Origin of the sequence: Klebsiella sp. Lac1 (genome assembly GCF_009825425.1) — a bacterium.
Classification (GTDB): Bacteria; Pseudomonadota; Gammaproteobacteria; order Enterobacterales; family Enterobacteriaceae; genus Klebsiella; species Klebsiella electrica.
The window spans coordinates 43055-63882 of sequence record NZ_VJZJ01000005.1; the positions used below are offsets into that span (position 1 = coordinate 43055).

A 20828-nucleotide genomic window follows, 5' to 3' on the forward strand; every position below is an offset into this window, starting at 1 on the left:
GCGGGTTACGTCCATAAAGTAAGTCGCTGAATTCTGATATCTGTAGTATTCTCTGCAAACGATCCTTTTTTAGATCTTTGAGGAGGCAGAGATGTCACAGGTCGTAAGCGCGGTTACTTCCTCAACGAAAGCAAAACGCAGTTACCGAAAAGGCAGTCCGAGGAGTGCTGTAGAACGTCAGCAGAGTCATCTTGCCAGAAAGAAAGAAACGCATAAGGAAATGCGGGTGTACGTCACAAGCGAAATTAAAGATGAATTTCGACTGATGTGTGAAACCAAAGGCGTGACCCAATCAGAGATGATTGAAAAGCTCATAAAAGAGGCAGTTAACCAGCATGGTTGCCTTGTTAAGGATTGACGTTCTTGTGAGTTTCGACGGTAGGTGCTAGATTACTGATCGTTTGGTATTTTATGGCTGGCCACGCCGTAAGGTGGCAGGGAACTGGTTCTGATGAGGTGTCTACCCGGAGCCGGAAAAGACAAAACCCCGATAATCTTCGCTAAGTTTGGCGACTGAGAAGATTACCGGGGCCTTCATAAACTGCATAGAAGCTGTTGCTCTATGCAGGGAGTATAGTTTTATGCTCAGAAAACTGCAATACCCGTTTCTGTGCCATTTGCTCCTTCCGTGCAACATAAGCGCGGGATGGTGTGACTGAACAGCACAATCCGCAACACTGGAGTCAGCTGGATACGGAAGAACAGATCCGTTTCTGGCAGGGCGTTGAAGATGGCCACGTTGAATCTTTTCTGGTTTCCCCGGAAAAGAAGCGTACCCGTCGTCGTCGTGGTGAGCACTCCACCAAACCCAAATGCGAAAACCCGTCCTGGTTCCGGCCATCTCACTATAAGGCGCTCGGTGGCCAGCTTGGCCACGCCTATAACCGTCTGGTGAAGAAAGATCCGCTCACGGGGCAACACAGCCTGCGCATGCATATGTCCCTGCACCCATTCTATGTCCGGGAACGTCAGCGCGCCGGGCGAAAATATGCTTTCCGTCCTGAAAAACAGCGTCTCCTCGATGCGCTGTGGCCGGTGCTGGTCAGCTTCTGTGATGCCGGTAAACACACGGTAGGGATGTGCGTGTCCAGGCTGGCCAGAGAGCTCAGTCCGAAAGACGGCAAAGGTAAAGTCATTCCGGAAACTGAAGTGACCATTCGCCGGGTTTCGGCGCTGATAGCCGAGCAGGTCCGCTTTGGTGTCCTGGGGGTGTCAGAAGAAACCGCCTGGGATCGGGAGTCCCGTAAACGTCTGCCAAAGTACGTGTGGATCACCGCCGCCGGCTTCAGGATGCTGGGCGTTGATTTGATGAAGCTGCAGGAGCAGCAGCAGAAGAAACTGCGCGAAAGCGAGGAACGTCAGGCACTCATTAAAGAGGGCATGTTAGGCGAGCATGAGGATATTTCTGTCCATAAGGCGCGTAAGCGCTGGTATGAGCAGCGTAGTCGTGAGGCCCTGCAGTATCGTCGTGCACAAGGCGCGGCACGCAAACGCGCCAACCGCCTGGCCAGAATGCCCCGGGACCGCCAGGTCTATGAGATGACCTGCTGGCTGAAGAAGACGCTGCCGGCAGACGAGCTCTATGGCTATTCTGAGAACAAGCTTGAGCAGCTGGCGGTACAGCATCTCTATCAGCTGGAACTCTCGCTGAGCCATCCAGCGCCGCATTAGTCCGGCCAGCCAAAATTTGTAAAAAAATAGCCCCTCCGGGGCTTTTTGTGCTGGTATTTTTTGGCCATTTTTGTCTTTCCTTCCTTTTCCCGCCTGAGTTTTTCTCTTTCCCTGATGATTTCGCCGGCATGCTGGCCATCAAACGCCCCCACGTGATCAGTTATCCACAAAAATCCGCAAATAGATAAATGAGAGAATCTGCAAATAAATAACAGGAAACCCGCAATACAGTCTTAACCCAGTATTTTTATCCCCTGCATTGCAAGCAGCAGGGAGATCTTTTGTCTCTGAACACCATTGTGAATAAATCAAAAAGGCCTTCGCTTACAGCGGCCGCAAGCGTCCACGTCGCTCAGAACCAGAAGTGCCTCCCGCCGCTATGCGGCGGGCATAGGCACAACACATAATTTAGTTACATCATCCGGTTAGATTCCCCGTGAACCGCACCAGCGCAATCCTCAGCACCGCACATACCACTCAGAACACCGCAGAAACCTCGCCTCCCACCACCGGAGAACGCTGACGCTTCAACAACATATGTGCCCCCTCCCCACCACTGAAAAGCGCCGCCGCCCCCGGCCGAAGGCCGGGGAACAACATCGCTTTTAATGATGAGTGTTGTAACTACTCTTCTTCATCGCTGTGGGTGGAGCTGCGGTCAGTTGTCTGGTACACGCTCGTAAGCGGCCCTACCGGCCCGCTAACGCGGAGATACGCCACGACTACGGCCCTTGCCTTGTCGTGACCACTCCGACCGCGCACAAAAGCTCCTGAGTTATTTTTAGCGGGTATGGCTTAACAGGGTAAGGGATGGGATAGGCAGAACCTTTCAAAACGGTAACCGGCTTCGCCGGGCGACGGCGCCACTTACCGACGGAGCCTTGTTCAAATTCATCTGGCGCCTCCATGCCGCAAAGCGGCATTCAGAAGACAGGCTGCGCACTGCTCGCGTCGCCTCCGAACGGAAATACCGTGGTTTTCACCGATCTTGCCAGCTACCCCAAGCAAAACGGACTTGCCAAAGCATTGAGGGAAATTGGCCGTATAGAACGAAAGCTGTTTATGCTCGACTGGTTCCGCGATCCGGCACTTCGTCGGCGGGTACAGGCTGGATTGAATAAAGGGGAGGCCCGTAACGCACTGGCGTGTGCGGTATTCCTGCACCGACTGGGGGAAATCAGGGACCGCAAACCGGAAAATCAGAGCTATCGCGCCAGCGGACTGACGGCAGCTATCTCGCTGTGGAACACCGTCTATATGGAAAGAACGATCGATGCCCTGAAGCGTAAAGGAGTGAAGAGCAACGAGCAACTGCTGTCGCATTTGTCGCCGTTAGGCTGGGAGCACATCAATATGACAGGCGATTATATCTGGATAAGCAACCGGCTTCCGGTAAGTTTCGTCGGCTGAGGCCAGCTAAAGTCGAAAGGTCAAAAAATAGCCTTAGCGTACAATAATTTTCGATATCCAAACTGCCCCCAGAGAAACGGAGTGGGTTTCACCAATGAATTCGCAGCCTACGATGATCGTTTTATCCCGAGTCTGAGGAAACTGGCTGATGCGGCAAAAAGCGGGGGGGCGCTGGCAATCCTGCAACTGTTTCACGCCGGTAATAAAGCGGTTCCCGAACTCATCCCAGATGGAGAGCTCGTCAGCGCCAGTGCCCTGGCCGCTCCGGCTGGCCCTTTTAATCGCGGGGAACAAGCCAGCCGGGCGTTGGGTCATGACGAAATTTCTGGTGTGATCCATGACTTCGGCGAAGCCACTCGCCGCGCAATTGAGGCCGGTTTTGATGGTGTTGAATTGCACGGCGCGCATGGTTTTCTTATCCAGAACTTCTTCTCCCCCTGGTTTAACCAGCGTACTGACGAATGGGGTGGTTCATTAGCAAACCGGATGCGTTTTCCGCTGGAGGTCGTTCGGGAAGTCCGGCGGGTTATTGAAACTCATGCCAGGAAACCCTTTTTATTGCGTTACCGGGGCTTTGTTGAATAAATCGAACTTTTGCTGAGTTGAAGGATCAGATCACGTATCTTCCCGACAACGCAGACCGTTCCGTGGCAAAGCAAAAGTTCAAAATCACCAACTGGCCCACCTACAATAAAGCCCTCATCAACCGTGGCTCCATAACTTTCTGGCTGGATGATGAAGCTATTCAGGCCTGGTATGAGTCAGCAACACCTTCTTCACGAGGCAGACCTCAGCGCTATTCTGACCTTGCCATCACGACTGTGCTGGTCATTAAACGCGTATTCAGGCTGACCCTGCGCGCTGCGCAGGGCTTTATTGATTCCATTTTTTCTCTGATGAACGTTCCGCTACGCTGCCCGGATTACAGCTGTGTCAGCAGGCGGGCAAAGTCGGTTAATGTCAGTTTCAAAACGCCCACCCGGGGTGAAATCGCACACCTGGTAATTGATTCCACCGGGCTGAAGGTCTTCGGTGAAGGCGAGTGGAAAGTCAAAAAGCATGGCCAGGAACGCCGCCGTATCTGGCGTAAGCTGCATCTCGCCGTTGACAGTAAAACACATGAAATCATCTGCGCTGACCTGTCGCTGAACAATGTGACGGACTCAGAAGCCTTCCCGGGTCTTATCCGGCAGACTCACAGAAAAATCAGGGCAGCATCGGCAGACGGCGCTTACGACACCCGGCTCTGTCACGATGAACTGCGGCGTAAGAAAATCAGCGCGCTTATCCCTCCCCGAAAAGGTGCGGGTTACTGGCCCGGTGAATATGCAGACCGTAACCGTGCAGTGGCTAATCAGCGAATGACCGGGAGTAATGCGCGGTGGAAATGGACAACAGATTACAACCGTCGCTCGATAGCGGAAACGGCGATGTACCGGGTAAAACAGCTGTTCGGGGGTTCACTGACGCTGCGTGACTACGATGGTCAGGTTGCGGAGGCTATGGCCCTGGTACGAGCGCTGAACAAAATGACGAAAGCAGGTATGCCTGAAAGCGTGCGTATTGCCTGAAAACACAACCCGCTACGGGGGAGACTTACCCGAAATCTGATTTATTCAACAAAGCCATAAAAAAATAAAACATACGCCTGATGACAGCTCAATCATTCTGGGTTGCAACTTCATGGCAGCATTTACCTCCACCAGACGGCCTGACAGGCGGATTGCGGCGGCAGGAAACGCCCTAAAGTACAAAATCTGCGGCTGGCCTCACAGTTTTCGCGACTCTGCAGGAGAATATCGAGAGGCTGGGCCATACTGAAAATAGCAGAGCATAAACCTTACTCTTCATGGCGATTAAAAGGGAGGAATATGCAGGCAATACACCACGTAGAAAAGTTTCATCCAAAAGATTTTGATTTTATTGCATTAAGTCTGGCCCAGATGAACTCACAAGGGCGGAAAGTGGACGTTGAACAGGTCACCGGCAGTATGAATGATGCATGTAAATCCCGGTTCCTCGACAGCTACCGCTACCATCTCAATCTATTTGTCGAAAAATCACCAAGTTGACACAACAGGCCGGATAGCATAATCCGGCCTGTTCATTATTGTGTTCCGGCAACATCTCTGTGAAGGCAGATAACACCCCCAGATGGGGTTCACGACTTTGCAGAAAAAGTATTTTTCCACCCTGCTCCTCATTACCAGTAAGAGACGTTGTCAGTCGCTGATGCACGTATCGGTGTATACCCCTGCAAATCACATATCTTTTTTCCGCATGCTGGTTCCCCGGTCAGCAGACTTATCTATGGTGATAAAAATTACTAATGAGACATGCGAAATAAAAAATTAATTTTATGACTTAAATTCGCTGTATTCGGGCATCACCTAAAACCCCTGAAATGTTATCAAATGGTTAAATAATATGATTTAAAACCACCATTAATTAACATTTTATTTTGTCTTCCCCCATCAATCCCTCATTATTTAACACAAAATCAACATAAAAAATCATGAATTTTAACATTAATGTGCATAACTCACAATTACGTAATCCTGACTTCCTGAGCTATTCCCTTTACCGGTAATCTTTCCATGACATCCACCCCCTACAGTTCAGAAAGGCAAAAATATGAAACTTAAAATTGCATTGCTTAGCGTAGCTATGTCTTCAGCATATATTTTTTCCGGTTCAGTATTCGCAGCAGAGAAATATGAAATTGCCTTGGTTGCAAAAGTCAATGGTATCCCATGGTTTAACCGGATGGGGATTGGCGTAAAGGAAGCTGCCGATAAACTCAATGTTAATGCCTATCAGACAGGGCCAGCAACCCCGGATCCGGCTCAACAAGTTAAAGTCATTGAGGACCTTATTGCTAAAAATGTTAATGCAATTATCGTTGTACCAAATGATGCAACGGTTCTGGAGCCTGTATTAAAAAAAGCCCGGGATAAAGGTATTGTTGTGTTGTCTCATGAGTCCCCTGATAAGCAGATAGCTCAATGGGATGTGGAAACTATTGATAGCGAAAAATATGCTCAGGCCAATATAGATGAACTTGCAAAAGATATGGGTGGAAAAGGTGGATATGTGATTTACGTTGGTTCACTGACTGTACCACTGCATAATAACTGGGCCGACCTTGCGATTAAGTATCAGAAAGAAAAATATCCTGACATGCATGAAGTGACATCCCGTTTACGGCTTTGTTGAATAAATCAGATTTCGGGTAAGTCTCCCCCGTAGCGGGTTGTGTTTTCAGGCAATACGCACGCTTTCAGGCATACCTGCTTTCGTCATTTTGTTCAGCGCTCGTACCAGGGCCATAGCCTCCGCAACCTGACCATCGTAGTCACGCAGCGTCAGTGAACCCCCGAACAGCTGTTTTACCCGGTACATCGCCGTTTCCGCTATCGAGCGACGGTTGTAATCTGTTGTCCATTTCCACCGCGCATTACTCCCGGTCATTCGCTGATTAGCCACTGCACGGTTACGGTCTGCATATTCACCGGGCCAGTAACCCGCACCTTTTCGGGGAGGGATAAGCGCGCTGATTTTCTTACGCCGCAGTTCATCGTGACAGAGCCGGGTGTCGTAAGCGCCGTCTGCCGATGCTGCCCTGATTTTTCTGTGAGTCTGCCGGATAAGACCCGGGAAGGCTTCTGAGTCCGTCACATTGTTCAGCGACAGGTCAGCGCAGATGATTTCATGTGTTTTACTGTCAACGGCGAGATGCAGCTTACGCCAGATACGGCGGCGTTCCTGGCCATGCTTTTTGACTTTCCACTCGCCTTCACCGAAGACCTTCAGCCCGGTGGAATCAATTACCAGGTGTGCGATTTCACCCCGGGTGGGCGTTTTGAAACTGACATTAACCGACTTTGCCCGCCTGCTGACACAGCTGTAATCCGGGCAGCGTAGCGGAACGTTCATCAGAGAAAAAATGGAATCAATAAAGCCCTGCGCAGCGCGCAGGGTCAGCCTGAATACGCGTTTAATGACCAGCACAGTCGTGATGGCAAGGTCAGAATAGCGCTGAGGTCTGCCTCGTGAAGAAGGTGTTGCTGACTCATACCAGGCCTGAATAGCTTCATCATCCAGCCAGAAAGTTATGGAGCCACGGTTGATGAGGGCTTTATTGTAGGTGGGCCAGTTGGTGATTTTGAACTTTTGCTTTGCCACGGAACGGTCTGCGTTGTCGGGAAGATGCGTGATCTGATCCTTCAACTCAGCAAAAGTTCGATTTATTCAACAAAGCCTTTTTTTATATACGATCTGACGAATTCAGCAGAAGGAAACTCATCATTCGTGACGAAATAAAAATTAGTTTCCCCATTAATATAGAAATGAGTGTTTACTCACAGAAAGAAAATCAGGAGTAATTATTCTGAAGACAGATAATACAGAAGTCGTACAGCGCATTTAACTCACTTCTCAGGAGGTTAATCACTCTCTATTTGTGGACAACCGACATGTCTTAAGGCTCTGGAATAACGTGTTGATATTTCGATGCGTAGCATGCAGCGGAATATTACCGGATCAATAAAGCAGGAAGAGGCGTTTTAATTCTTTCCGCAGGATGATAGTAGGGTGACTGCCATGTCTGATTATAATGAAAAAAGTGCGATCTCCGCACTTCTCGCAGGTCATTGTTCCGATCCATTTTCCGTGCTTGGCATGCACTCAACCGATGCGGGTCTGGAAGTGCGCGCATTATTACCCGATGCCACCGATGTATGGGTGATTGAACCGAAAACCGGGCGCAAAGTCGGTAAACTCGAATGCCTCGACACACGCGGGTTCTTTAGCGGCGTTCTGCCGCGCCGGAAAAATCCTTTTCGTTACCAGCTGGCCGTCACCTGGCACGGTCAGCAAAACCTGATTGACGACCCCTATCGCTTTGGCCCGCTGCTGCAGGAGCTTGATGCCTGGCTGCTCGCTGAAGGGACTCATCTGCGGCCCTACGAGACGCTGGGAGCCCATGCCGACACCATGGACGGCGTCACCGGGACGCGTTTTTCCGTCTGGGCGCCGAACGCCCGTCGTGTGTCGGTGGTCGGACAGTTCAACTACTGGGACGGCCGCCGCCACCCGATGCGTCTGCGCAAAGAGTCCGGCATCTGGGAGCTGTTTGTCCCCGGCGCGCATAACGGCCAGCTGTATAAGTTCGAGCTGATTGACGCCCACGGCCACCTGCGGGTGAAATCCGACCCGTATGCCTTTGAGGCACAGATGCGCCCGGAAAGCGCGTCGCTTATCTGCGGCATGCCGGAAAAGGTCGAACAGCCACAGTCCCGTCAGCAGGCCAACCAGTTTGATGCACCGATTTCGATTTATGAAGTGCACCTTGGCTCGTGGCGCCGCCACGCCGATAACCATTTCTGGCTCAGCTACCGCGAGCTGGCGGACCAGCTGGTGCCTTACGCGAAGTGGATGGGCTTCACCCATCTGGAGCTGCTGCCGGTAAACGAACATCCGTTCGACGGCAGCTGGGGCTATCAGCCCACCGGGCTGTACGCGCCGACCCGCCGTTTTGGTACCCGTGAAGACTTCCGCTACTTCCTGAATGCTGCCCATGCCGCGGGTCTGAACGTGATCCTCGACTGGGTGCCGGGCCACTTCCCGTCGGATGACTTTGCGCTGGCATCGTTCGACGGCACCGCGTTGTATGAACACAGCGACCCGCGAGAAGGTTATCACCAGGACTGGAATACGCTGATCTACAACTACGGTCGCCGTGAAGTCAGCAACTTTCTGGTCGGGAACGCGCTGTACTGGATTGAACGCTTCGGGATCGACGCCCTGCGCGTGGATGCGGTTGCGTCAATGATCTACCGCGACTACAGCCGCAAAGAGGGGGAGTGGGTGCCCAATGAGTACGGCGGCCGGGAAAACCTCGAAGCGATTGAATTTCTGCGCAATACCAACCGTGTGCTCGGTGAGCAGACGCCGGGAGCGGTCACGATGGCGGAGGAGTCCACCGACTTCGCCGGGGTTACACGACCGTCTTCGACGGGCGGTCTTGGCTTCTGGTTCAAATGGAACCTCGGCTGGATGCATGACACCCTCGACTATATGCAGCTCGATCCCATCTATCGTCGTTATCATCACGACAAGATGACCTTCGGGATGCTCTACAACTACACCGAAAACTTCGTGTTGCCGCTGTCACACGATGAAGTGGTTCACGGCAAAAAATCGATTCTTGACCGGATGCCTGGCGATGCCTGGCAGAAGTTCGCCAACCTGCGCGCCTACTACGGCTGGCTGTTTGCCTTCCCCGGTAAAAAGCTGCTGTTTATGGGCAACGAGTTTGCCCAGGGGCGGGAGTGGAACCACGACGCCAGCCTCGACTGGCATCTGCTGGAAGGGGGCGACAACTGGCATCACGGGGTGCAGCGTCTGGTGCGCGATCTGAACCATACCTATCGCCACCATAAGGCACTGCACGAACTGGATTTTGACCCCTACGGCTTTGAATGGCTTGTTGTGGATGACCATGAACGGTCGGTGTTTATCTTTGTCCGTCGCGATAAAGCCGGGAACGAGATAATCGTGGCGAGCAACTTCACGCCAGTACCGCGTCACGGCTATCGCTTCGGGATTAACCAGCCGGGGCGCTGGCGTGAAGAGCTGAACACCGACTCGATGCACTACCACGGGAGCAACACCGGCAACGGCGGCTGCGTGGCAAGCGAGGCGATCGCCAGCCACGGTCGGGAGCATTCGCTGTCGGTGACTCTGCCGCCGCTGGCGACAATCTGGCTGGTACGGGAATCTGCAGGGCAATAAAACGCGCAGCTGATTTATTGCAGCTGACTTATTACCGGAGGTGATCACTTCTGAATTATTTTGCAGAAGAGTGAGGCTTTTTCTTCATTATTTTCTTTTATGGCTTTTATTTAATAGCAGGACATTATTATGAGTAAACTTGAATATACTGACAACTTAATGCTGTCGCGCCAGTTACCGCTTAAATCCGTGGCCCTGATCCTCGCCGGCGGACGTGGCACACGATTAAAAGACCTGACCACTATTCGCGCAAAACCTGCGGTGCATTTCGGCGGTAAATTCAGAATTATTGATTTTGCTTTATCGAATTGTATTAACTCCGGAATAAGACGTATCGGGGTCATTACACAATATCAGTCCCATTCACTGGTGCAGCATATTCAACGCGGCTGGGCATTCTTTAACGAAGAAATGAATGAGTTCGTGGATTTATTACCGGCGCAGCAGCGGGTGCATGGTGAGAACTGGTATCGGGGGACGGCGGATGCCGTGACCCAGAATCTGGATATTATCCGCCGCTATGATGCGGAATATGTCGTTATTCTGGCCGGGGACCATATCTATAAACAAGATTATTCGCGGATGCTGCTCGATCACGTTGAAAAAGGGGCGCGCTGTACCGTGGCCTGCCTGCCGGTCCCGGTTGAAGAGGCAAGCGCTTTTGGCGTCATGGCCGTGGATGAGAATGACAAAATCATTGAATTTGTTGAAAAACCGGCTAATCCGCCCACCATTCCTGGCGATGAAACCCGCTCGCTTGCCAGTATGGGCATTTATGTGTTTGATGCGGAATATCTCTACCAGCTGCTGGAAGACGACGATCGGGATGAACACTCCACCCATGATTTTGGCAAAGATATTATTCCCAGGATAACGGCGGCAGGTGAAGCGTATGCGCATCCGTTCCCGCGCTCCTGCGTTCAGTCGGATAATAATGCCGAGCCATACTGGCGCGATGTCGGAACCCTGGAGGCGTACTGGAAAGCGAATCTGGATTTAGCCTCAGTAGTGCCAGAGCTGGACGTTTATGACCGTAACTGGCCTATCCGTACCTATGTCGAATCGCTGCCCAGCGCCAAATTTGTTCAGGACCGTTCCGGCAGTCATGGCATGACCATGAATTCTCTGGTCTCCGGCGGCTGTATTATTTCTGGCTCGGTGGTGGTGCAGTCGGTTCTATTTTCCAGAGTTCGGATTAACTCGTTCTGTAATATTGATTCGTCGGTTTTATTACCGGGCGTCTGGGTCGGTCGCTCCTGCAGGATAAGACGCTGCGTGATCGACCGGGGATGCGTTATTCCGGAGGGGACGGTGATTGGCGAAAATGCCGTTGAGGATGCGCGACGCTTTTATCGTTCGGAAGAAGGCATCGTTCTGGTTACCAAAGAAATGCTGAACCGACTTGAACTATGAAGCCGTTGGCGGAAATAAAAGCTGCCGCAGCTGTGATTGCCGTCATTGGCATCGCGTCGCCTTCATGCCTGAATAATTAAGGAGCATCCATGCGAGTTTTACATGTAGGAGCGGAGATGTTCCCTCTGTTGAAAACGGGGGGGCTGGCTGATGTGACCGGTGCTCTCCCGGCGGCGCAAATAGCCGAGGGCGTGGATACCCGCGTGCTGCTGCCGGGGTTTCCCGCGATCCGCGACGGAGTAGGGGAACCGCAGGTGGTGGCCAGCAGGGAGACCTTCGCCGGGCCGATGACGCTGTTGTTTGGCGACTTTAACGGCGTGGGCATCTATCTGATTGATGCCCCGCATCTCTATGACCGACCGGGTAATCCTTATCATGACCCGCAGATGCAGGATTATCCCGATAACGTCCTGCGTTTCGCGCTGTTGAGTTGGGTCGCGGCTGAGCTTGCTGGCGGTCTGGATCCGTTCTGGCGGCCTGAAATCGTCCACGCCCATGACTGGCATGCGGGCCTCACGCCGGCTTATCTGGCCGCCCGCGGCAACCCCGCCAGGTCAGTGTTTACGGTGCACAACATTGCCTATCAGGGCTTGTTCCTCGCCCGGCATATGGCGGAGATCGCTTTACCGTGGTCATTCTTCCAGATGCATGGGGTGGAGTTTAAAGGACAGATCTCCTTCCTTAAGGCGGGCCTCTATTTCGCTGACCATATCACCACCGTCAGCCCGACGTATGCCCGTGAAATTACCGAACCGCAGTACGCGTTCGGTCTGGAAGAGTTGCTGCGGCAACGTCAGCGGGAAGGGCGACTGTCGGGGATCCTTAACGGCGTCGACGAAAGCATCTGGGATCCGCGCCGCGATCCGCTGCTGGCTGCGCCTTACGACCGGAACTCGCTGGCTGAGAAAGCGAAGAACAAGCAGCAGCTGCAGACGACGCTGGGGCTGAAGGAGGACGGCCGGGCGCTGTTGTTCACCGTCGTGAGCCGGCTCACCAGCCAGAAGGGGCTGGATCTGCTCCTTGGCGCACTGCCGGGAATCATTGCGCAGGGAGGGCAGCTGGCGCTACTGGGATCCGGCGACCCGGATTTGCAGGCCCGTTTTCTTGCCGCTGCGGCGCAATACTCCGGGCAGGTGAGTATCCGGATCGGTTACGACGAGGCGCTGTCGCATCAGATGATTGGCGGCGCCGACGTCATCCTGGTGCCCAGCCGTTTTGAACCCTGCGGTCTGACCCAGCTCTATGGCCTTCGCTACGGCACATTGCCGCTGGTTCGTCGCACCGGCGGACTGGCGGATACCGTCGCCGACTGTTCGCTCGAAAACCTTGCTGACGGGATCGCGAGCGGATTTGTGTTTACCGACAGCGAGACTGAATCACTATTACATGCCATCCACCGGGCCTTTGTCCTGTGGTCCCGTCCATCGCTGTGGCGGTACGTGCAACGTCAGGCAATGAGCATGGATTTTAGCTGGCAAATTGCCGCTAAGTCTTTCCACCAGTTGTATCAGCGTATTATTTAATTGCTACGGATAAGAAAAATGGAACCACGCTTAAGTTATATTTCACCCAGTCTGAATGAAGAAGCGCTACAGCATGCTATCGCTTATAAGCTCATGTTTATTCTTGGTAAAGAGCCCTCACTTGCCAATAAACATGAATGGCTCAACGCCACGCTGTTCGCCGTTCGCGATCGGCTGGTAGAACGTTGGCTGCGGGCGCATCGGGCGCGGATCTCGCAGCAGGCCCGGCAGGTTTATTATCTGTCGATGGAGTTTCTCATCGGCCGAACCCTCTCTAATGCCTTACTGTCGCTGGGCATCTATGAGGATGTGAAAACGGCTCTGGCAGGGATGGGGCTGGATCTGGAAGAGCTGATTGATGAGGAGAACGATCCGGGGCTGGGCAACGGCGGTCTCGGTCGTCTGGCGGCCTGTTTTCTCGATTCCCTGGCCACACTGGGGCTGCCAGGCCGCGGCTATGGTATCCGCTACGACTACGGTATGTTCAAGCAAAACATCATCGACGGCCGGCAGATGGAGTCACCGGACTACTGGCTGGAGTACGGTAACCCGTGGGAATTCGAGCGCCATAAAACCCGCTATACCGTGCGCTTTGGCGGACGTGTTCAACATGAGGGCAAAAACTCACGCTGGCTGGAAACCGAAGAAATTATTGCCGTGGCCTACGATCAGATTATCCCGGGTTATGACACCGATGCCACCAACACCCTGCGTTTGTGGAGTGCCCAGGCCAGCAGTGAAATTAATCTCGGTAAATTTAACCAGGGGGACTATTTCGCCGCCGTGGAGGATAAGAACCACTCTGAGAACGTTTCCCGCGTGCTTTACCCGGACGACTCGACCTATTCCGGGCGTGAACTGCGCCTGCGTCAGGAGTATTTCCTTGTTTCGGCGACGGTACAGGACATCCTCACCCGTCATTACCAGCTGTATCAAACCTATGACAACCTGGCGGATAAAATTGCTATCCACCTCAATGACACCCATCCGGTGCTGTCGATCCCGGAGCTGATGCGTCTGCTGATTGACGAACACCGCTTCAGCTGGGATGACGCGTTTGAGGTGACCTGTCGGGTCTTCTCCTACACCAACCATACCCTGATGAGCGAAGCGCTGGAGACCTGGCCTGTCGATATGCTGGGGAAAATCCTGCCGCGCCATTTGCAGATTATCTTCGAGATTAATGACTATTTTCTGAAAACGATGCAGGAGCACTATCCCGATGATATGGCGTTGCTGAGCCGGACCTCGATTATTGATGAGTCCAATGGTCGCCGCGTGCGGATGGCCTGGCTGGCGGTAGTGGTCAGTCACAAGGTTAACGGCGTGTCGGAACTGCACTCCCGGCTGATGGTGGAGTCGCTATTTGCCGATTTCGCCAGAATCTTTCCGCGCCGCTTCACCAACGTGACTAACGGCGTCACGCCGCGCCGCTGGCTGGCTGCCGCTAACCCGTCCCTTGCCGCGGTTCTGGACCGCCATATCGGCCAGACCTGGCGAACGGATTTAAGCCAGCTGAGCGAAATGGGGGAATATCAGGATTATCCGCTGGTTAACCAGGCCGTCAGCGCCGCCAAACTGGCGAATAAACAGCGTCTGGCCGATTATATCGCCCGTCAGCTGGGCGTGGTGGTGAACCCGAACGCGCTGTTTGATGTGCAAATTAAACGGATCCACGAATATAAACGCCAGCTGATGAATGTGCTGCATGTGATCACCCGCTACAACCGTATCAAGGCGGACCCGCAGGCCGAATGGGTGCCGCGAGTGGTGATTTTCGCCGGCAAAGCCGCGTCCGCTTACCACACGGCAAAACAGATCATCCATCTGATAAACGACGTCGCCAAAGTCATCAACAGCGATCCGCAGATTGGCGACAGACTAAAGGTGGTGTTCATTCCCAACTACAGCGTCAGTCTGGCGCAGATGATCATTCCGGCCGCGGACCTTTCTGAGCAGATTTCGCTGGCAGGGACTGAAGCCTCCGGGACCAGTAATATGAAGTTCGCCCTCAACGGTGCGCTGACCATTGGCACGCTGGACGGCGCCAACGTTGAGATGTTGGAGCACGTGGGTGAGGACAATATCTTTATCTTCGGTAATACCGCTGCAGAGGTCGAGGCGCTGCGCAGCAACGGTTATCAGCCGCGTGATTACTACGACCAGGATCAAGAGCTGCGCCAGGCGCTGACCCAGATGGGGACCGGGGTGTTCAGCCCACAGGAGCCGGGCCGCTATCGCGGTCTGCTGGATTCGCTGATCAACTTTGGCGACCACTATCAGGTGCTGGCCGATTACCGCAGCTATGTTGACTGTCAGGACAAGGTGGATGCGCTCTACCGAACCCCGGAAGAGTGGACCGCCAAAGCGATGCTCAACATAACCCACATGGGCTATTTTTCATCGGACCGTACGGTGCGGGAGTATGCGCAAAAGATCTGGTATATCGACAAAACGCAACTCTGAGCGCGTACTGACAACCAGGAAACGCCGGGGCGGGTGGCAGGAGACCGGCCCCGTCGATGAGCGACCCGGCAGCAACACATAAATAAGCCTGACGGATATGACAGGAGAGAAAAATGACGGACAGTAAACGCGCAGGGGAGCCTGCACAACAGAGTGATTTGATTAACGTCGCTCAGCTGACCGCGCAGTACTACGTACTGAGGCCGGAAGCGGGCAACGCGGAGCATGCGGTGAAGTTTGGTACCTCTGGCCATCGTGGCAGTGCAGGGCGCCATAACTTCAATGAGCAGCATATTCTGGCGATCGCGCAGGCGATTGCGGAAGACCGCGCCAGGAACGGGATTACCGGTCCCTGCTACGTGGGTAAAGATACCCACGCGCTCTCCGAACCGGCCTTTATTTCCGTACTGGAAGTGCTGGCGGCCAACGGCGTTGATGTTATCGTGCAGGAACACAACGGTTTCACCCCGACGCCGGCCATTTCCAATGCCATCCTGGTGCACAACAAAAAAGGTGGTCCGCTGGCAGACGGCATCGTGATCACGCCGTCTCATAACCCGCCGGAAGATGGCGGTATTAAGTACAACCCGCCGAACGGCGGCCCGGCGGATACCAACGTCACCAAAGTGGTAGAGAATCGCGCTAACGAACTGCTGGCCTCGGGTCTGCAGGGCGTCAGGCGCATCTCCCTCGATGCGGCACTGGCATCCGGTCATGTTAAAAAGCAGGATCTGGTACAGCCGTTTATCGAAGGGCTGGCGGATATCGTCGACATGGCGGCAATTCAGAAAGCCGGCCTCAAGCTCGGGATCGATCCGCTGGGCGGGTCCGGTATCGAATACTGGAAACGTATTGCCGGGCACTACAAGCTCGACCTGACTATCGTCAACGATCACGTCGATCAAACCTTCCGCTTTATGCATCTGGATAAAGACGGCGCCATTCGCATGGACTGCTCATCTGAGTGCGCAATGGCGGGCCTGCTGGCGCTGCGCGATAAGTTTGACCTGGCTTTTGCTAACGATCCAGATTATGACCGTCACGGCATCGTCACGCCGGCAGGGCTGATGAACCCGAACCACTATCTGGCGGTGGCGATTAACTACCTGTTCCAGCATCGCCCGCAGTGGGGCCAGGATGTGGCGGTGGGCAAGACGCTGGTCTCTTCCGCGATGATCGACCGTGTGGTGAACGACCTCGGCCGCAGGCTGGTTGAAGTGCCGGTGGGCTTTAAATGGTTTGTTGACGGCCTGTTCGACGGCAGCTTCGGCTTCGGCGGAGAAGAGAGCGCGGGCGCCTCGTTCCTGCGTTTTGACGGAACGCCGTGGTCGACCGACAAAGACGGGATCATCATGTGCCTGCTGGCGGCGGAAATCACCGCCGTCACCGGTAAAAACCCGCAGGAGCACTACGACGAACTGGCCGCCCGCTTCGGCGCGCCGAGCTATAACCGGCTGCAGGCTTCGGCCACTTCCGCACAGAAAGCGGTGCTGTCGAAGCTGTCGCCGGAAATGGTCAGGGCCAGTCAGCTGGCGGGTGACCCGATCACTGCGCGTCTGACCGCCGCGCCGGGCAACGGCGCATCGATTGGTGGCCTGAAAGTGATGACCGACAACGGCTGGTTCGCCGCCCGACCGTCAGGTACGGAAGACGCTTACAAGATCTACTGCGAGAGCTTCCTCGGGGAAGCACATCGCAAGCAGATCGAGAAAGAAGCGGTGGAAATCGTGAATAGCGTGCTAGCGGCGCACCAGTAGAGCAGTTGACGTACTCCGCTGAGCCGGAGTACGTCATAGTTACCCGGCGACACCAATACAGGCACCACTTTGTCAGAACATAAGGAACGGGACGCTTCGCAAAAGGTATTGCTGCGGGGACTATATGAATATCTATGTTATTACCAATAATAATTTCATGCTTGTAGGTCTGAAATGTATGTTCAGCGACAACAGCCTCTCCGTCAACAGGGTTGTGTTTTCACGGGTCAGCGATATTGCCTTCAGCAACAGCGATGTGGTGATTGTGGAGTCAGAGCTGAACACCGGCGATGCCGAACGTCTCAAGTACCTACACATTTCACCGGTCAATCTTATCTTTTTATTAAAACCGGCGTCAGGAATGAGCGGGACAGGGCGTGAAGCGGTATGCATTGACACTGAATTAAGCGGTAATGAATATCTCATGATGAGGCAGGCGTTTAAAAAAATGGGGATCAATCTGAAGAGGGACAAGTTGTCATTTACCAAAAGAGAAACACATGTTATCAATATGATTTTAAATGGTTATTCGATAGATGAAATTTCCCGTAGCCTGCTGATCTCCAAAAAAACGGTTCAGTCTTTTGTCGGTATTGTTTTGCATAAACTGAATACCACCAAAATAAGTGGAATATACCGCAAAAAAAATCTCATCATCGACAGTTTTGCCAGGAGGAGCCTGCATCGTTAGGATGCCCTATAAACTAATGATCTGCTTATGGAAAGTCACTATTTCATATATTAAGTTTCAACTAAATTTGTTATAAATTATTTTATGTTGTTATGTTGAACGGGGTTTGATTATTGGTATGCTTCAGAAAAAATAAACATACATCATGGGTGCTAACATGATGAAAATATATGAAACTATAGTCATCAAATGATTTAAGCATACAATAAATAATATAGGATTATATCCTCTATCTGTGAATGGTGGGCGGCAGAGGAAAAACGGGATATATATTTATGCATTTCATCTTTTTATTATAAAAAACTGTTATGTAAATTCTGTAGCGGGAGGGGGTATGTTTAGTGAAGACGCACACTATGAATTTCTAAAAAGATATTACAGAGCGGAGTTTTTTGAAGGAAGAAATGGTTCCATTTGGGGAATAAATTATTCTTACAATTTGGCAAGGGTGGGTATGAATATGCTTGAAAGATATGGCTATGGGATAATATTAAAGCATGAATCTATCACTGGTGAAACCATTTACTATGATCGTAGTCTGACGATACTATTTGGTGACAGAATTACACAGGCCCTGGGAGGTAAGTATTGCAACAGAGAAATGAGAGAATAATGATTTAATATATTTTTTAATCGCTCGTTAAACATTGGAACTTTTCTCAGAACGTGACTGCAATGTCTTCAACGCATCTAACATGTCGTCGCCGTTCAGTGAGCGCTGCGATTATTTCTCTGTTGGTTTTCTGCGCCGCCGCAAAGAGCCATCACCGGCAGGGATCGCCTGTGAACGGTTGTTATCGCGTTTATCCTGAACATCAATCTAAATTGAAATGTCCGCATGTAGGTTATGTTTCAGCCTTTGCCGAAGATGTCTTTACTCCGGGTCTGAAGTTGCTGCAGGGCTTCCAGCATGTCGTTATGGTCCAGACTTCGTTGTGATTTCTTGCCGGGTTGTTTCTTTCTGCGTGAGGTCTGGCCGTCCAGTGATGGCAGGGCCTGTGAGCGGGTGTTGTCCCGTTTGTCCTGAACCAGCTTTATCATTTCCAGGGCACGTCCCAGACGCTTGTTGTCGATGATGGCGCCCTGGTCCAGTTCTCCCAGTCGGTCGTAAGTGGTAAAGGGCAGGGAAGTGCCGCTGGCCCGGAGCTCAATGTCACCATCCGGGTATTGCCATACCTCGATGTACTTCCCCTGAAAACGCCGGTTTTCTTCATTATCTTCAAGCAGATAAAGCTTTTTATCATACTGTAATGTCAGGTTTTTCGAGACCTTACGCTGCTCGCGCCAGGTGAATGTCGCCTGCAGGTTTTCGCCATTATCCAGCTGGCGATGTACGTCAAAATCGTGACGTGGCGGCTTTGCAAACCGACGGTTGTAATCTTCCATGAACTCATCAGCAAAGGCGTTTGCAGCCTCAGGTGTGCTGATACCGCGGAGCCGCAGTTCCTTGACCAGGCGGTCCTGTAATGTCAGATGAGCCCGTTCAACACGCCCCTTGGCTGAACTGGTGTTGGCACAGATACCAGTGATATTCAGCTCGTTCATGGCACGACCAAACTGAGTCTGGCCATCTCCGCCGGTGGCCTGCTTGTTGTTGATCCTGAAGACGCTGGCTTTGTCGCTGTAGAATGCCAGAGGCTTACCGTAGCGCTCCAGATATCCCCGGGTGGCTTCAAAATAGGTGAACGTGGACTCCGAACTGACGAACAGAAGCTGCATCAACCGACTTGTTGCATCATCAACGTAAACGAGCAGCGTGCAGGCCGGACCACGGTCCTCGAACCAGCGATGTTCACTGCCATCAATCTGGATGAGTTCGCCGGTGCAGGCCCGACGTGGGCGTGGCTGATGCACACGAGGTGGCCGTAACTTACGAGGGATCCATAAACCATCCCGGGTCATAAGCTTACGTAGGGGTTTGACGGTCAATGATGTAAAAAACCACGCCAAGACGATAACTTTCTGTTTTTAATGAATTAACATAAGCCTCTGTGTTAGTGAGGTTTTTCCCGATGATACCCTTGATAAACTAAGTCACAGTCCCCATATTATTAATGGGAATATAACTAATAATTGCGGGGGATTTATGGCTAGAGATTTAAATATTTTTATTAGTCATTCGTGGGGGAGTCACGACGAATTAGGGGTCGGTTCCGGCTGAGGGCGAAATGACACCCTAAGCGTTAGCTCTGTGTCGTTGCACGATGTCAGCGACGGTATTCTTGCTGATACCGAGCTCGCGTGCGATCCAGCGATAGCTGCGTCCCTCGGCCCTCATCGCAACCACCTTAGGCAAAAGTCGGTCTGATTTTGGTCGCACTCCGGCCTGACGACCAAGCCTCTTACCACGTGCCTTCGCAACAGCAAGGCCTGACTTGACCCGCTCGCTGATGAGATCCCGCTCAAACTCCGCAATGCCGGAAAGAAACGTCGCCAGCATTCGTCCATACGGCGACGAAAGATCGAACGCCATTCCATTCATGGCTATCACGGAAACCTTCCAGTTCTCCAGTTCACGTAGCGTATTGAGCAGATCGAGCGTCGAGCGCCCCCACCGGGAAAGCTCAGTGACCAGGATTGCATCAATTTGTCTGGACTGGGCAAGCGCCAGGACTTTCTTTCGCTCGGCCCGGTCGAGTTTAGTTCCTGAACCTGTTTCCTTAAATATTCCCACCACGTCGTAGCCGGCACGGCCGGCGAAGGCTCGCAGATCAAATTCCTGGCGTTCACAAGACTGATCCGCTGTTGAAACCCGGCAGTAAATGGCGGCACGATGTCCCAATTGAACCCTCCTGGATTTTTGTATCGGAACGCCCTGATTTATATGGGCTGGCTGTTGTCCAAAACAGACTATACTTCAAAAGGGACGAATTTGTATGTCACGACGCCATATTTTCACCGAACGGCAGCGAGCAGCGCTGTTCGATCTGCCCACGGACGAACTGTCGCTACTGAAGTTCTACACGCTGGGCGATGATGACCTGGAAAACATTAGGCAGCGCCGCAGACCGGAAAACAGGATTGGCTTTGCCCTGCAACTTTGTGCCTTACGATATCCGGGCCGTGCACTGGCTCCTGGTGAGATGATCCCGCGTGAAGGGC

The 20828-nt window shown here is 52.7% G+C and carries 14 protein-coding genes and 5 pseudogenes; 16 read left to right on the forward strand and 3 right to left on the reverse strand.

Annotated features, from left to right (window positions below; translation table 11 throughout):
* Window positions 1–91 precede the first annotated feature (91 nt).
* From repA (FNY10_RS25815) to FNY10_RS25850, 8 genes and pseudogenes are all read left to right on the forward strand, one after another.
* Window positions 92–358, forward strand: coding sequence for a replication regulatory protein RepA (repA, locus tag FNY10_RS25815; RefSeq protein ID WP_042927547.1), 267 nt, complete (start codon window positions 92–94; stop codon window positions 356–358).
* A 223-nt stretch (window positions 359–581) separates the two neighbouring features.
* Complete coding sequence (gene tap, locus FNY10_RS25820) at window positions 582–659, forward strand: RepA leader peptide Tap (protein ID WP_009652807.1); 78 nt, start codon at window positions 582–584, stop codon at window positions 657–659.
* A complete protein-coding gene (gene repA / locus FNY10_RS25825; RefSeq protein ID WP_009652816.1) occupies window positions 652–1671 on the forward strand; it encodes a plasmid replication initiator RepA in 1020 nt (339 codons plus the stop codon). Before tap ends, repA (FNY10_RS25825) begins: the two co-directional genes overlap by 8 nt.
* A 969-nt stretch (window positions 1672–2640) precedes the next feature.
* Window positions 2641–3128, forward strand: a pseudogene (locus tag FNY10_RS25830) (Tn3 family transposase); the annotation flags it as partial.
* A 22-nt stretch (window positions 3129–3150) separates the two neighbouring features.
* A pseudogene (locus FNY10_RS25835) lies at window positions 3151–3651 on the forward strand (NADH:flavin oxidoreductase); the annotation flags it as partial.
* 32 nt (window positions 3652–3683) lie between these two features.
* Window positions 3684–4652, forward strand: a complete 969-nt coding sequence (locus FNY10_RS25840; RefSeq protein WP_013815099.1) for an IS5-like element IS903B family transposase — start codon at window positions 3684–3686, stop codon at window positions 4650–4652.
* Between the two features lie 300 nt (window positions 4653–4952).
* Window positions 4953–5153, forward strand: a complete 201-nt coding sequence (locus FNY10_RS25845; protein WP_022631502.1) for a hypothetical protein — start codon at window positions 4953–4955, stop codon at window positions 5151–5153.
* Window positions 5154–5715: 562 nt separating this feature from the next.
* Window positions 5716–6285, forward strand: a pseudogene (locus FNY10_RS25850) (substrate-binding domain-containing protein); the annotation flags it as partial.
* A 57-nt stretch (window positions 6286–6342) separates the two neighbouring features.
* Here the strand turns inward: FNY10_RS25850 and FNY10_RS25855 are convergent.
* On the reverse strand, window positions 6343–7311 hold the full coding sequence (locus FNY10_RS25855; protein ID WP_004099053.1) for an IS5-like element IS903B family transposase: 969 nt from the start codon (window positions 7309–7311) through the stop codon (window positions 6343–6345).
* 372 nt (window positions 7312–7683) lie between these two features.
* Between FNY10_RS25855 and glgB the strand changes: the two genes are divergently transcribed.
* From glgB to FNY10_RS25890, 7 genes are all read left to right on the forward strand, one after another.
* On the forward strand, window positions 7684–9876 hold the full coding sequence (gene glgB / locus FNY10_RS25860; RefSeq protein ID WP_004099052.1) for a 1,4-alpha-glucan branching enzyme: 2193 nt from the start codon (window positions 7684–7686) through the stop codon (window positions 9874–9876).
* Between the two features lie 129 nt (window positions 9877–10005).
* Window positions 10006–11289 carry a glucose-1-phosphate adenylyltransferase gene (gene glgC, locus FNY10_RS25865; RefSeq protein ID WP_015632388.1) on the forward strand — a complete coding sequence of 428 codons (1284 nt, stop codon included), beginning with the start codon at window positions 10006–10008 and terminating at the stop codon, window positions 11287–11289.
* An 89-nt stretch (window positions 11290–11378) separates the two neighbouring features.
* Window positions 11379–12812 carry a glycogen synthase GlgA gene (glgA, locus tag FNY10_RS25870; protein ID WP_004197677.1) on the forward strand — a complete coding sequence of 478 codons (1434 nt, stop codon included), beginning with the start codon at window positions 11379–11381 and terminating at the stop codon, window positions 12810–12812.
* Window positions 12813–12830: 18 nt separating this feature from the next.
* Window positions 12831–15278: a glycogen phosphorylase gene (glgP, locus tag FNY10_RS25875; protein WP_087812715.1), complete on the forward strand. Its 2448-nt coding sequence runs from the start codon at window positions 12831–12833 to the stop codon at window positions 15276–15278.
* 113 nt (window positions 15279–15391) lie between these two features.
* The gene (pgm, locus tag FNY10_RS25880) at window positions 15392–17035 is read left to right on the forward strand and encodes a phosphoglucomutase (alpha-D-glucose-1,6-bisphosphate-dependent) (protein ID WP_004197675.1); all 1644 of its coding nucleotides are present in this window, start codon (window positions 15392–15394) and stop codon (window positions 17033–17035) included.
* 124 nt (window positions 17036–17159) lie between these two features.
* On the forward strand, window positions 17160–17726 hold the full coding sequence (locus FNY10_RS25885; protein WP_004197678.1) for a LuxR C-terminal-related transcriptional regulator: 567 nt from the start codon (window positions 17160–17162) through the stop codon (window positions 17724–17726).
* A gap of 334 nt (window positions 17727–18060) precedes the next feature.
* Window positions 18061–18339, forward strand: coding sequence for a hypothetical protein (locus FNY10_RS25890; protein ID WP_160705109.1), 279 nt, complete (start codon window positions 18061–18063; stop codon window positions 18337–18339).
* 239 nt (window positions 18340–18578) lie between these two features.
* Here the strand turns inward: FNY10_RS25890 and FNY10_RS25900 are convergent.
* Window positions 18579–19640 (reverse strand): annotated as a pseudogene (locus FNY10_RS25900) (ISNCY family transposase); the annotation flags it as partial.
* Between the two features lie 262 nt (window positions 19641–19902).
* Window positions 19903–20508 (reverse strand): recombinase family protein, encoded by a 606-nt coding sequence (locus FNY10_RS25905; RefSeq protein WP_000509966.1) that lies wholly within the window; start codon window positions 20506–20508, stop codon window positions 19903–19905.
* Between the two features lie 94 nt (window positions 20509–20602).
* Here FNY10_RS25905 and FNY10_RS25910 point away from each other — a divergent pair.
* Window positions 20603–20818: pseudogene (locus FNY10_RS25910) on the forward strand (DUF4158 domain-containing protein); the annotation flags it as partial.
* Window positions 20819–20828: the final 10 nt, after the last annotated feature.

Excerpts from the sequence above, each read along its gene's own strand:
- tap (WP_009652807.1), top strand. The coding sequence starts at position 582 with ATGCTCAGAAAACTGCAATACCCGTTTCTGTGCCATTTGCTCCTTCCG.
- FNY10_RS25890 (WP_160705109.1), top strand. The coding sequence starts at position 18,061 with ATGTTTAGTGAAGACGCACACTATGAATTTCTAAAAAGATATTACAGA.
- FNY10_RS25885 (WP_004197678.1), top strand. The coding sequence starts at position 17,160 with ATGAATATCTATGTTATTACCAATAATAATTTCATGCTTGTAGGTCTG.
- glgC (WP_015632388.1), top strand. The coding sequence starts at position 10,006 with ATGAGTAAACTTGAATATACTGACAACTTAATGCTGTCGCGCCAGTTA.
- repA (WP_042927547.1), top strand. The coding sequence starts at position 92 with ATGTCACAGGTCGTAAGCGCGGTTACTTCCTCAACGAAAGCAAAACGC.
- glgA (WP_004197677.1), top strand. The coding sequence starts at position 11,379 with ATGCGAGTTTTACATGTAGGAGCGGAGATGTTCCCTCTGTTGAAAACG.
- glgP (WP_087812715.1), top strand. The coding sequence starts at position 12,831 with ATGGAACCACGCTTAAGTTATATTTCACCCAGTCTGAATGAAGAAGCG.
- glgB (WP_004099052.1), top strand. The coding sequence starts at position 7,684 with ATGTCTGATTATAATGAAAAAAGTGCGATCTCCGCACTTCTCGCAGGT.
- pgm (WP_004197675.1), top strand. The coding sequence starts at position 15,392 with ATGACGGACAGTAAACGCGCAGGGGAGCCTGCACAACAGAGTGATTTG.
- FNY10_RS25845 (WP_022631502.1), top strand. The coding sequence starts at position 4,953 with ATGCAGGCAATACACCACGTAGAAAAGTTTCATCCAAAAGATTTTGAT.